The organism is Achromobacter sp. 2789STDY5608621 (assembly GCF_001299375.1).
Taxonomy (GTDB): Bacteria; Pseudomonadota; Gammaproteobacteria; order Burkholderiales; family Burkholderiaceae_B; genus Achromobacter; species Achromobacter insuavis.
The window spans coordinates 1-13006 of record NZ_CYTU01000055.1; the positions used below are offsets into that span (position 1 = coordinate 1).

The 13006-nt window shown below is 61.7% G+C and carries 11 protein-coding genes; 3 read left to right on the forward strand and 8 right to left on the reverse strand.

Features of this window, described 5'->3' with window-relative positions:
* Nucleotides 1-260 precede the first annotated feature (260 nt).
* The 8 genes from AOZ53_RS34500 to AOZ53_RS29125 all read right to left on the reverse strand — a co-directional run bounded on the left by AOZ53_RS34500 (nucleotide 261) and on the right by AOZ53_RS29125 (nucleotide 9926).
* Nucleotides 261-671 carry a hypothetical protein gene (locus AOZ53_RS34500; RefSeq protein ID WP_156333566.1) on the reverse strand — a complete coding sequence of 137 codons (411 nt, stop codon included), beginning with the start codon at nucleotides 669-671 and terminating at the stop codon, nucleotides 261-263.
* 350 nt (nucleotides 672-1021) lie between these two features.
* The gene (locus tag AOZ53_RS29100) at nucleotides 1022-1873 is read right to left on the reverse strand and encodes a hypothetical protein (RefSeq protein WP_156333567.1); all 852 of its coding nucleotides are present in this window, start codon (nucleotides 1871-1873) and stop codon (nucleotides 1022-1024) included.
* 462 nt (nucleotides 1874-2335) lie between these two features.
* A complete protein-coding gene (locus tag AOZ53_RS34505; RefSeq protein ID WP_156333568.1) occupies nucleotides 2336-2746 on the reverse strand; it encodes a hypothetical protein in 411 nt (136 codons plus the stop codon).
* Between the two features lie 306 nt (nucleotides 2747-3052).
* Nucleotides 3053-3943 (reverse strand): hypothetical protein, encoded by an 891-nt coding sequence (locus AOZ53_RS34510; protein ID WP_197286540.1) that lies wholly within the window; start codon nucleotides 3941-3943, stop codon nucleotides 3053-3055.
* Between the two features lie 156 nt (nucleotides 3944-4099).
* On the reverse strand, nucleotides 4100-5011 hold the full coding sequence (locus AOZ53_RS29110) for a LysR family transcriptional regulator (RefSeq protein ID WP_054490459.1): 912 nt from the start codon (nucleotides 5009-5011) through the stop codon (nucleotides 4100-4102).
* Between the two features lie 313 nt (nucleotides 5012-5324).
* A complete protein-coding gene (locus AOZ53_RS29115) occupies nucleotides 5325-6776 on the reverse strand; it encodes an efflux transporter outer membrane subunit (RefSeq protein ID WP_054434639.1) in 1452 nt (483 codons plus the stop codon).
* A gap of 5 nt (nucleotides 6777-6781) precedes the next feature.
* On the reverse strand, nucleotides 6782-8740 hold the full coding sequence (locus tag AOZ53_RS29120) for a MacB family efflux pump subunit (protein WP_054490433.1): 1959 nt from the start codon (nucleotides 8738-8740) through the stop codon (nucleotides 6782-6784).
* A 1-nt stretch (nucleotide 8741) separates the two neighbouring features.
* Nucleotides 8742-9926 (reverse strand): efflux RND transporter periplasmic adaptor subunit, encoded by a 1185-nt coding sequence (locus AOZ53_RS29125; protein ID WP_054434551.1) that lies wholly within the window; start codon nucleotides 9924-9926, stop codon nucleotides 8742-8744.
* Nucleotides 9927-10332: 406 nt separating this feature from the next.
* Between AOZ53_RS29125 and AOZ53_RS29130 the strand changes: the two genes are divergently transcribed.
* The 3 genes from AOZ53_RS29130 (at nucleotide 10333) to pdxH (ending at nucleotide 12978) form a co-directional block, all read left to right on the forward strand.
* The gene (locus AOZ53_RS29130) at nucleotides 10333-11541 is read left to right on the forward strand and encodes an MFS transporter (protein WP_156333570.1); all 1209 of its coding nucleotides are present in this window, start codon (nucleotides 10333-10335) and stop codon (nucleotides 11539-11541) included.
* A gap of 2 nt (nucleotides 11542-11543) precedes the next feature.
* Entirely contained in the window at nucleotides 11544-12197 is a 654-nt protein-coding gene (locus AOZ53_RS29135) for a gamma-glutamylcyclotransferase (RefSeq protein ID WP_054434552.1), read from the forward strand.
* A 151-nt stretch (nucleotides 12198-12348) separates the two neighbouring features.
* A complete protein-coding gene (pdxH, locus tag AOZ53_RS29140; RefSeq protein WP_054490435.1) occupies nucleotides 12349-12978 on the forward strand; it encodes a pyridoxamine 5'-phosphate oxidase in 630 nt (209 codons plus the stop codon).
* Nucleotides 12979-13006 lie beyond the last annotated feature (28 nt).

A 13006-nucleotide genomic window follows, 5' to 3' on the forward strand; every position in this document is an offset into this window, starting at 1 on the left:
CAAGGTGCGATTGCCGGAATCGGACGCCCCAAGCAGCGCGCAGGTTTCACCGGGATGGATCTCGAGCGTCATGTCGGCAGCACATTTAGGAGGTGACGGCCCATGCGAAGGGCATCGCTGAGATAGCCGATTTAGATGAGAGGATCGTCCGACGAATTCACCTGGCACCGCATCAGTGACAACATCCAGAATCGACTTGGATATTTTGAACAACGACTTACCGTCAAATCAACGACAAATCGCCGCCCATTGCAATTTTCTTAGTCGTTGTAATACACCACCATCGTGGCAAGGATGTAGCGAGGATATGGCCCGATCCCTGTACCAGTATATTTCACGTGGAACGGCTTATCGGCAAGCTTTCCATTAAAATACTGCGATATTTGCCCGTTATTGGATAGAGGAATGCAATCAAACGGACCGTTATAGCAAACCTGCATCGATACGCTTGCCTGGCTACTATCCTGAAGCTGAACTTGCACACCCTTGATTGTTTTCCCCACTGGCGAAACAAGGAAATTGCTGGGTTGATACACAACCGTGGCGGCTCCTCCTCTTCTCGACACATAGTCGCCACTCTTATAGGTGGACCACACGAAATCACCGGCAAATGCGCTGCCGGAGAACAAAAGCGAAGTAATAACCAATGCACGCAGCAATGGGATTTTCATGGTATCTCTCCAAGGCTAGGTATGAAACTACGCATCAATCACCGATTGATGCCCCCCCTTAGATGACTTGCTTTCAGCTTGACAACATACGGGGTGGACAGGTTGACAACCTGCACATCAATTTGAACGCAGCAACGGCGTCGTTTATTGCTATTTTGGGAACACGCGTTACCGTATCGGTCAGAAAAATATGGTTTTTACCCTAGCCATAAAAAGCTATGGTCAGCCGAATACCCACGAAGCGCTACGCCAAGCGGGGTTCGGGCTGACCATCTCATTAGGCTCGACAAATCCCTCTGCCGACGCCTTTCCGAAAAATGCGACGTGCGCATTTTTCGGAAGAACCTGATCTACACCCGGCGACCTGCGGGTTTCGACTTATGGTTCACTTTCCCATACAGCAGGTCCATCAGCTGATGCTGCCTGTCTCGCTCCATATCATGTGTTCTCTGTTGCAGCCTGTTGTGCGAAAACCCATCCTTCATTTTTGTCAACATCGCGACATCCGATTCGTCTGAAGTAGCATGACTACGGGTAAACAACTCACCGTGCTGCCGTTCGACCGGGTTAGCACGCCCCCCCCATTGCATGGACTCCACCCTCTCGCGAAACGTGACACTGAATCCGAACTTATAAGCAAAATCATCCGGCTGAGACAGAATCAATTTTCCGATCTTCTTATAGATATCCAGCGCTGAGCTGCCCTTGTTCCTTTCGGCCTTATACATGGATTTCAACTGCGCAACGAACGTATCCGATTGCCGCCTATCGACAATTTCACTTTCTGGGGTAACCGGAATCCTCGTAGTCGCATAGTAAATCTGGCCACCATCTGCAGTAAGCTCACTGCAATCGCATCCTGGCGAATATTGACTGTTAAAAACCATAATATCCAGTTCCTCGAGCCGCTCGCTTTCCGTATAGTTCCTGGTGAAGCGCGCCAGCTCAGCCGGTGTCCAGCACGCCAGCAAGCTAAGATCCGCATCCTCATCTTCGGTCTCCTGGCTTGACAGCGCCACCGCCTTATCAGACAAGGCCACAGTCTTCGATGACGGAGGGCTTTCGAGATATTTTTTCTCCGCAGAACCCATGACTTCGGTGAAATGGGGTTTCCCATTCGCGTCGTTAGTGAGCCGGGCCGACGAATAGTAGCAACCGAGCGGGTCGCTCGGACCAGACAACGTTGAATTGGATACTTGCACAAGCAGCTCCTGATTGATTCAGACCATTGATGCCATCGGCATCTCGCCCAAAGACGGTACAAATGGCAGGGAATTGGGTCTTTCCAATCTAGAGCAGTTCGTGACCTAGCATGTTGCCTTATTGGAAACGTGCTGGACCGAAAAGGTAATGCATGGGCTCCCAACTCGAAGGCAATGACCGCCGACGACCGGTCGAGCATGGCCAAGCAAGGTGCGATTGCCGGAATCGGACGCCCCAAGCAGCGCGCAGGTTTCACCGGGATGGATCTCGAGCGTCATGTCGCACAGTACGCTTAAGGATTGATCGCCCATGCAATAGACATGACTGAGATGTCTGATTTGAATAAGCGGATCACCCGACGTCTCTGGAATCCGCATCAGTCATATAGTCAAGAACAGGCTCGAATAGATTTATAGCGACTTATCGTCGGATCCACGATAATTCGCTACCCAAGGATTTAGTTAATCGCTGTAATAAACCACCATCGTGGCAAGGATATAACGCGGATACGGCCCAACGCCGGTACCTGTATATGTCACCGTAAATGGCTTATCTGCTGGCTTACCGTTAAAAGCTTTGGAGATTTGCCCATCATAGGACAACGAGACACAATCAAGCGGGCCGTTGTAGCAAGCCCGCATCGACACGTTTGCCTGGGGACTATCTTGAAGCTGGATTTGCACGCCGGTGATTGTCTTTCCAGCTGGGGAAATTAGAAAATTACTAGGTTGGTACACAACCGTGGCGGTTCCTCCTCTTCTTGATACGTAGTCGCCACTCTTATATGTTGACCATACATAATCACCAGCAAACGCGGTGCCCGAAAACAAAATTGACGTAATCACCAAAACACGCAACAACCGAACTTTCATAAAATATCTCCTGAGGTATGTGAGCTACGTATCAATCAGCAACTTATGCCGACTTCACCATGACACGACTTATGCTTCGAGAGCTTGTTCAACAGGCAGGGTGAGAAAATTGACGGCCCACATCTCAATTTGAGCTCAACAACGACCACATATATTGCAATTTTTAGAACACACATGACCAAATCGGTCAGACAAAAATCACCCGAATAGTGGCGAAAAAAATACTCGATAAAACTCATCGAGTATTATTCCTAACGGAGCACTCCCCCGAAAGGCGTTCCAGGGTAAGTATTCCAGATTGATGACCTACGCCCGGTGACCTGACGCAGGTTTCATCATAGGGTTTCCCATTCCGTACAGCAGGTTCATCAGGACATACTGCCTATCCTGCTTGAGATGATCTGCCTTCTGCAGCAAAGCATTGCGCGAAAGTCCGGCCTTCATCTGCATCAACTTTTTTTCAATCTTTGGCTCGCCAGCATGGTCAAACTTAGGGGAAAGCGAATGGCTACGTCCTTCAGGTGAGTTGCCATACGCCTCTAGTTGAGACATAGCATCCAATCTCTCGCGAAATTTCACCGTGAGTCCAAATTTGTCGGCAAAGCCGTCCGGCTGAGACAAGATCAATTTCCCGATCTTCTTGTAAATATCCATTGGTGAACTACCCTTGCTAATTTCAGAGGCATACATGGCTCTCTGTTGAGCAGAGAATAGATCGTGCTGCCGTTTATCAAACGCCTCACTTTCAGGCGTGACCGAAATTCTCGTAGTGGAATAATATGTTGGACCTCCGCACATCGCCTCACTACAATCATAGATGGGCGAATAATAGCTATTGAAGACCATAATATCGAGTTGGTGATACTGCTCGGCCTCTGTGTAGTTATTAGCAAAGCGTGCCAACCCAGCAGGTGTCCAGCACGCCAACAAGCCGAGATCCGCATCCTCAATTTCCGTTTCTTGACTTGACAGTGCCAGGGCCTTATCAGAAAAGTTCACCACCTTCGGCGCTGCTGGACTTTCGAGATATTTTTGCTTCACCGAACCCATGATTTCGGTGAAGCAGGCTTCACCGTTTTTTTCGCTGGTGAACTGCGTCGACGAATAGTTGAAACCGAGCGGGCCGCTCGGACCAGATAGCGTTGAAGTGGATACTTGCACAAGCAGCTCCTGATTGATTAAAACAATTGATGCCACGGGCTTCTTTTTAAAAAGCGCTACAAAGGCAAAGAATTGGATCTTTCAATCTAGAACGGAGAATGGTCCATCACGTTGCCTTATGAGAAACATGCGGGACCCAAAAGGTAACGAGTAAATGTGTTCGAGCTGGGTTCACGCGCCGATGCTTGCCGTCTACCGCGCACGGGAAGGTGGGAAGGTGCTGTCTTCGCGCATGGCAATCACCCGCTCAACGAAGCGCGTCACGTTCTGGCGTGCGACGCGGGTTGAGCGCAGGAGCCAAGTCGTCAACGCCGCCGGCTCGGCCAGCGGGCGGCTGAGGATGCCGAGTTCCCAGTTTGAAAGGACCTGGGAAGCGCCCACCAATGCGAGGCCGACGCCAGCAGCCACCATCGAAAGCATGAGATAGGTCGATTGCACCTGCGCCGCCACGAGAGGTTGGGCCGAACCCTTACTGATCAAGCGGTCGATTTGCCGGCGGCATCCCTCGCAATACTTCGGATCGCCAAGTACCAGGGGATGCCTGAGAACCTCGCTCAATGGAATTATTTCCATCGCCAGCAGCGGGTGGCCGGTGGGGAGGACCACATGAATCGGGTCTTGCCAGGCTCGTTCAGCCACGATGCCGCGGCCCACGTGGTCGGATGGCGCGAAACCCAGGTCGTAAAGGCCTTGGTCCAGGCCTGCGAGCTGCTGGGCGAACGGCACCTCCGAAAAATGGATGACCACACGCGGCTCGTCCGCGCGGCAACCGGCCATCAACGCGGCCAATCGCGTCGGGTTCATTCCTTCTGACAGGGCAATATGTAGCGCGCCGCGATTGCCAACGGCCACGCCTAGGACGCTGTCGCGTGCATGACCGATTGCACTGAATATGGCCGGGATGTGTTCCCGTAGCGCCTCCCCCTCCGGCGTGAGCAGGGTGCCGCGGTTGGAGCGAACAAAAAGAGACACCCCCAAGGTGGTTTCCAGCGATTGAATCGCCCGAGACAACGGCGAGATTTCAATATGCAGCCGTTCGGCGGCGCGGCGATAGTTCAACTCGTCGGCCAACACAGCGAAGTACTTCAGCAGTCGCAAATTCATTCTGAGCATTCGGTGATGGTGATCGGCCGTTTCAGTGAACGTGATCAGTCTGGCGGGGGGTATTGCGCGGTCAATAGATTGTAGCGACGGCCTTCATGATTCAGCGTCGGCTGACGCTGCTTTCCGTCTTCTATTGCATCGGGTGAAACCGTCCGAATCTGACGGCATGGGCGACGATTCGAAAACAGGCCGAAGTGCTGCGGGTCAGTTTGCGAACTGCCCGTGCCGATATCGAAGTTGATGCTTGGATCGAACGCGATCCGGTTTCAACGCTGGCGCCGGCAATATCGTTCGCCGACGCCAGGGCATTTTTTCAGGGCGCTATCGGCGCGATCCCATCATCGGCCGCGCCCGCGCCAGAACCGGCCATGACGGCAAGATCATCCCCCCCCAACGCCTGATAAACCTTCACCTGATTCACCAACCGATTCAACGCATTCTCATCCCGCGCGATCTCCGCCGTCCGCCGCTTCTCCTGCGCATCCAGCCAGAACCGCAACGACACCGACCCCGCGCGGTAGCGCACCTCGTACAGGCGCTCGGCTTCCCGCGCCGCCTTCAGCGACGCCTCCAGCTGCTCCGCCTGCAGGCGCAACTGCGTCCGGTTCGACAGCGCGTTCTCCACATCCGCCATCGCCTGGTACAAGGCCTGCCGGAAGCTCACCACCCGCTCGTCGAAATCCGTGCGCGACACCTTCAGATTTAGGTTCAGGCGGTTGAATTGCAGGAACGGCAGCGTCAGCGCCCCCGTCAGCGTGCCCACCGGGTTCTGCAGCACATTCGACAGCGTCGGGCTGGTGCTGCCCAGCGCGCCGGTCAGGTTCAGCGTCGGATAGAAGCTCGCGCGCGCGGCGTCGATGTTCGACAGCGACTCGCGCAGGCGCAGTTCGGCGGCGCGCAGGTCGGGGCGGCGGCCCAGCAGTTCGGCCGGCACGCCTTCGCGCGCCTGCGGCAGCGGGTATTGCGGCAGGCGTTGCGGATCGGCCATGACGCGGTCGGGCGGGCCATCGAACAGGATCGTCAGCGCATTGACGTATTCCACGCGCTGCTGCACCAGCAGCGCGTGCGCCGCCTGCTGGCTGGCCACGGTCTGCTCGGCCTCGGCCAGTTCCAGCGCCGAGGCGCCCCCGGCGGCGTACTGCGCGCGCACCAGGTCCTGAGTCTTGCGGGCGTAGGCGATGCTTTCCAGGCTGCTGGCGATGCGCTGGTTGATGAAGGCCGTCTGCCAGTACAGCGTGGCCGTGGTGCCCACCAGCGACAGCGCCGAACTCTGGCGGTCCTGTTCGCTGGCCAGCGCCTCCCATTCGGCGGCGTCGAGTTGGCGCGACAGCTTGCCCCACAGGTCCACCTCGTAGCCGATCGACAGTTCGGCGCTGTTGGTGCGCGTGATCTCGCGTTCGCCGCGCAGATTGCGCGTGCGCGTCACGTTGCCGGTGCCGGACAGCTGCGGAATCAGCTGGTCCTGCGCCAGGCCGGCCTGCAACTGGGCGCGGCGCACGCGGATGGCGGCGGCGGCCAGGTCGTTGTTGCGGGCCAGCGCGCCGTCGACCAGGCCGTCGAGCGCGGGGTCGTTGAAGTTGCGCCACCAGGCGCCGCCGGCGGCCAGCGCGTTGGCCGGCGCGTCGGCGCCGGCGCCGTGGCTCCAGGCGGCCGGGGCCTGCGTCGCGGGCGTGTGGTAGTCGCTCTTGAGCAGGCCGCCGCAGCCGGCCAGGGCCAGCGTCAGGGCCAGCGCGGCGGGTTTGCAGATCAGGGAAACAGCTTTCATCATCCTCATTCCCGGGCCAGGGCCTCGACGGGATCCAGGCGCGCCGCGTTGCGCGCCGGCAAATAACCGAACAACACGCCGATCAGCGTCGAGCAGGTGAAGGCCGCCACCATCGACGCGGTCGAATAGATCATGCGGAACGAGCCGCCGGTGGCCTTGGACACCAGCACGCCCAGGCCCAGCGACAGCGCGATGCCCACGGCGCCGCCGATCAGGCAGACCAGCACCGCCTCGATCAGGAACTGCTGCATGATATCGCTGCGCCGCGCGCCCACCGCCATGCGCACGCCGATCTCGCGGGTGCGCTCGGTGACCGACACCAGCATGATGTTCATGACGCCGATGCCGCCCACCATCAGCGAGATCAGCGCGATCAGCGACACCAGCAGCGTCATGGTCGCGGTGGTGCGCTCGATGGTCTTGCGGATCGCGTCGGTGTTGAACACGAAGAAGTCCTTCACCACGTGGCGGCGCAGCAGCACCTTGGTGATGGCCTGCTCGGCCGCCGCCGGCGGCGCGGCGTCGTTGACGCGCACGGTGATGCTCTTGAGATGCTGCTGCCCCAGCACGCGCGACAGCGCCGTGGTGTAGGGGATCCACACGTTCAGGGTCTCGTTGTTGCCGAACACGGTGTCGTTCTTCTTGGTGACGCCGATCACCCGCGCCGGCATCGACCCCAGGAACACGATCTGGCCGATCGGATCGGTGTGCGAGCCGAACAGCGTCTTGCGGGTGCTTTCGTCGATCACCACTTCCTGGGCGCGCCGCGCCACGCTGGTCGTGTCGAAGAACTTGCCCTGCGCCAGCTTGACCGCGCGCACGCGGAAATACTGCTCGCCCACGCCCTGGATCGAACCGTTCACCGCCACGTTGCGATAACGCAGCGTGCTGCTGGTGGAGACTTCGGGCGTGACGCTGTCCACATACGATTCGCGCGACAGCGCCTCGGCGTCGGCTGGCACCAGGGTGCGGATGTTGACGGCCTTCTCGTCGCCGAAGTCCTTGCCCGGGAACACCTCGACGGTGTTGGTGCCGATCTCGCTGATGTCTTCCAGGATCTTCTGGCGCGAGCCTTCGCCCAGCGCCACCACCGACACCACCGCGGCGATGCCGATGATGATGCCCAGCATGGTCAGCGAGGTGCGCAGGCGATGCGCGTTCATCGCCAGCAGCGCCATGCGCAGCGCTTCGCCGCAGCGGTCCAGGTAGGCCTGCCAGGCCGGCCGCGGCGGCAGCGGCGCCGCCTCCTCGCGCTGCGCCTCGATGCGCGGGGCGTCGGGATTGCGCTGGTCCGAGACGATCTCGCCATCGCTGATCTCGATGATGCGCTGCGCGTGCCGCGCCACGTTCATGTCGTGGGTGACCAGGATGATGGTGTGGCCGGCGGCGTTCAGCTCCTCGAGGATGCGCAGCACTTCCTGGCCGGTGTGCGTGTCCAGCGCGCCGGTCGGCTCGTCGGCCAGGATGATGTCGCCGCCGTTCATCAGCGCGCGGGCGATACTCACCCGTTGCTGCTGGCCGCCGGACAACTGCCCCGGCCGGTGGCCGGTGCGTTCGCCCAGCCCCAGGCGCTCCAGCAGCTCGGCGGCGCGCGCCAGCCGGGCCTCGCGGCGCTTGCTGGCGTAGACGGCCGGCACCTCGACGTTGCCCTGCGCCGTCAGGTCGGACAGCAGGTGGTAGCGCTGGAAGATGAAGCCGAAGTGCTCGCGGCGCAGCTCGGCCAGCTCGTCCGGATCCAGTTCGCCCGTGCTGCGGCCGCTGACGCGGTAGTCGCCGCTGGTGGCGCGGTCCAGGCAGCCCAGGATGTTCATCAGGGTCGACTTGCCCGAGCCCGACGCGCCGACAATGGCGACCATCTCCCCGGCCTCGATGGTCAGGTTGATGTCCTTGAGGACGGCGATGGTCTGCTCGCCCGCGGGAAACTCGCGCCGTACCCCGGACAGCGAAATCAACGGTTCGGCCATGTCAGCGTCCCGCTGCGGCGGCCACCGGCGCGGCGTCGGCCGACACCACGCGCTCGCCCACCTCCAGGCCTTCCAGCACCTGCGCCTGCACGTTGTTGTTCATGCCGATCTTTACCTGGCGGGTGTCGGTCTGGTTGTTCTTGCCCACCACCCGCACGGCGTAACGGCCGTCCTCGCCGCGCTTGCCCAGGGCCGAGGCCGGCACCACCACGGCGTCGCGCGCCTCGCCCAGCACGATCGACACCTGCGCCGTCATGGAAATGCGCAGCTTCTCGTCCGGGTTGGGCACGTCGAACAGGCCGTTGTAGTAGACGGCCGCGCTGGTGGACGAGGAGCTGGAGGAAGTCAGCGACGAGGTGGCGTCGTCCTTCTGGATCGAGTCGGGCGCCGGTTCGACCGCGCGCAGGGTGGCGTGGTAGCGCTGGTCGGGCTCGCCCAGGATGGTGAAGTACACCGGCAGGCCCGGCTTGACGCGGGTCACGTCGGCTTCGGAGATCTGCGCCTTGATGGTCATGGTGGCCACCTGGGCCACCTTGATGATGGTGGGCGCGCTCTGGATCGAGTTGACGGTCTGGCCTTCCTTGGTCACCACCGCCACCACCACGCCGTCGATCGGCGAGACGATGCGGGTGTAGCCCAGGTTGACCTTGGCGGTATCCACCTGGATCTCGGCCTGCACGATCTGCGCGTCGAGCGAGGCGATGTCGGCGCGCGTCACGCCCAGCGTGGCCTCGGCCGACTCATAGGACTCGCGCGAACTGGCGTCGGCCGCCAGCATCTGGCGCTGGCGGCGGAAGGCCAGCTCGGCCTGCTTGAGGGTGGCGACCTTGGCCGCGCGCTCGGCGCGGCGGGTCTGCAGCGCCGCCTGGGCGTTGCGCAATTCGTTCTGCTGGGTCAGGTCGTCGATTTCGGCGACCAGCTGCCCCTTCTTGACCCGGTCGCCCAGCGCCACCTTCAGCGATTTCAACTGGCCGCTGGCCTGCGCGCCGACGCTGACGCGCTCGACGGCGTCCATCGTGCCGCTGGCCAGCACGCTGTCTTCGAGGTTGCCGCGGACGACTTCGGCCACGGCGAAGGTGGGCGGCGGCGGCGACGAGAAGAACGCGGCGCGCACGCCGAAGGCGATGAGCAGGAGAACGACGGCGATCAGGACGTAACGCTGGACTTTGCTGCGAGGCTTTTTCATTGAACCAGTTCGGATGGGGCGGCGGATGCATCGTCCGCCACTCGAATAACTCAGTACGGATCGGGCCGGGGATACCTGCCCAGACTGCCCGCACATCCTAAACGGCGGGGAGCGCCAAAGCATGGCCAATCTGTGGCGAAAGGGTGAAAAACGGTAAAGCGGGCTTGCATTGGCCCTGACAATGGAACGATTGTTCCGTTGCATCGACGATACATCTGCTGCAGCGCACGAATGACCGCCCCATGCCGCGAACGTGACGCCATCTTGCCCCATCCCCATCCCAGTTGGTCCATAGATGGCGCCTATCTTGTCGCCACTATCCAAACCCGATTGCGGCGGCGCAAAAAAACGATGCCTCGACATAGCGCGACGATAGGGACAGAATGAATGCAGTTAAGCCGTATCCGTGTCCAATTCGCCTCCCTCCCCCTCTTCAAACAGCGCCGCCCCGGAGTTTTCCGGGGCGGCGCTGTTGTGCGTGCTGGCCATGCTGAACCACGTGGCGCTGACAGGGGGACGGATCACCGTCTCGCTCACGGCGCTGCAGATGGGCCTGTCGACCTTCAAGGTCGGCACGCTGGTCGCCGTGTTCGCGGTGCTGCCGATGCTGTTCTCGGTGCGCGCCGGCCGCTGGGTCGACCGGGTCGGCATCGTCCGCCCGCTGGTCACTGGCACCACGCTGGTCGCTGTCGGCACCGCGCTGCCCTTCCTGTCGCAGACCCAGTTCGCCTTGTTGGTTGCATCCTGTTGCATCGGCATCGGCTTCATGCTGCACCAGGTCGCCACCCAGGACCTGCTGGGCCACGCCGAGCCGACCCAGCGCCTGCGCAATTTCTCGCTGATGTCGCTGGCCCTGGCCGGCTCGGGTTTTTCGGGCCCGCTGATCGCCGGCCTGGCGATCGACAACCTGGGCACCCGCCTGGCCTTCGGCCTGCTGACGCTGGGGCCGCTGCTGTCGGCCGGCGGCCTGTACATGCTGCGTCACCAATTGCGCGCGGTGGATTCGCAACTGGCCGGCGCCAAGGAAGCCGAACGGCGCCGCGTCACCGAATTGCTGGCCGTGCCTGCGCTGCGCCGCATCCTGATGGTCAACACCATCCTGTCGGGCGCCTGGGACACGCACCTGTTCGTGGTGCCGATCTTCGGCGTCGCCATCGGCCTGTCCGCGACCACCATCGGCATCATTCTTGCCTCCTTCGCGGCGGCAACGTTCATCATCCGCTTGGTACTGCCCTTCATCCAGCGCCGGGTGCGGTCCTGGACGCTGGTGCGGGTGGCCATGGCCACGGCCGCCATCGACTTCATGCTTTACCCGCTGTTCACCGACGTTAGCATCCTGATCGTGCTGTCCTTCATCCTGGGACTTGCGCTGGGATGCTGCCAACCGAGTATGCTGTCATTGCTGCACCAGCATTCGCCGCCGGGCCGCGCCGCCGAAGCCGTGGGCTTGCGGATGGCGCTGATCAACGGCTCGCAGGTCTCCCTGCCGCTGACCTTCGGCGCGCTGGGCGCGGTCATCGGCGTCGCCCCGCTGTTCTGGGCCTATTCCGTGGCCCTGATGGCCGGAGGCTGGGCCAATCGCAACCCCCCGCTCGAATCTGACCGGAAACCGTAGTCGTGAACATGCAGTCCCCCCCTCCCGTGGCCGGCGCCAGCCTGCCATTCCGCCTGTGGACGCCCGAAGAGCGGCAAGCCTCGCTGCGGACCGCCCTGGAACACTGGCGCGACGGCGAGGACGTCTGGGTATATGGGTACGGGTCACTGATCTGGCGTCCCGATTTCGATTTCGAGGAGCGCCGCCTCGCCACCCTGCGCGGCCACCACCGCGCGCTGTGCCTGTGGTCGCGGGTCAACCGCGGCACGCCGGAATGCCCCGGGCTGGTGTTCGGCCTGGATCGCGGCGGCTCCTGCCGCGGCGTGGTCTACCGCCTGTCGGGCAGCCAGGTGCCGACCTATTTCCCGGCCCTGTGGGACCGCGAGATGTCCACCGGCGCCTACCTGCCGCGCTGGATCAACTGCAGCACCGAGGACGGGCCGGTGCGCGCCCTGGTCTTCATCATGAACCGCGACAATCCGGCCTACATCCGGGCCCTGCCCGAGGCCGAGTTGCTCGCCATCGTGCGCCGGGCCGCCGGGCGCTACGGCCCCTGCACCGAGTATGTGGTGCAGACCGCCCAGGCGCTGCGCGCCGCGGGCATTCACGACGCCCGCCTGGACGCCATCGCCCGGCGCCTGGAACAGGACAGCCACACCCTGCCCGAGGGCGCCTGAGGCCAGCCTGGCGCCAGACCGCCAGGCCCTGCCGGCAGGCGCCAGGGGCATCCCGGCGCAAAAACTTGCCCGGGCCCTGCGCGGGGTCAATGAAGGGTGGAGTTCTTCGGCGGTATAAACTGCTTGTTATCAACGCTGAATCACTCGCCCCATGTCTGTCTCCGATCTGCGTCAAAGCTACGAAAAGAACGTGCTGCTGGAAAGCGAGGCCGCCGCCTCCCCGTTCGAGCAGTTCACCCGCTGGTTCGACGAGGCCCTGGCCGCCAAGGTGCCCGAGCCCAACGCCATGACCCTGGCCACCGTCGACGCCGACGGCCAGCCCAGCGCCCGCATCGTCCTGATCAAGGGGTTCGACGAGCACGGCTTCACGTTCTTCACCAATTACGAATCGCGCAAGGGCACCGACCTGCTGGCCGAGCCGCGCGCCTGCCTGCTGTTCTTCTGGCAGCCGCTCGAGCGCCAGGTGCGCATCGAGGGCGTGGTGGAAAAAGTGCCGGCCGAGGAATCGGACGCCTACTATCACAGCCGCCCGGCCGGTTCGCGCATCGGCGCCTGGGCCTCGCGCCAGAGCCAGCCCATCACCCGCGCCGAACTGGAAGCCCGCGAGCAGGAATTCCGCGCCCGCTACGGCGACCAGCCGCCGCGCCCGCCGCACTGGGGCGGCTACCGCCTCAAGCCCACCTCGATGGAATTCTGGCAAGGCCGGCCCTCGCGCCTGCACGACCGCCTGCGCTACGTCGCCGACGGCCAGGGCTGGAAGATCGAACGCCTCTCGCCTTGACGCCGCCGGGCGCCGTCCACGGCGCCCG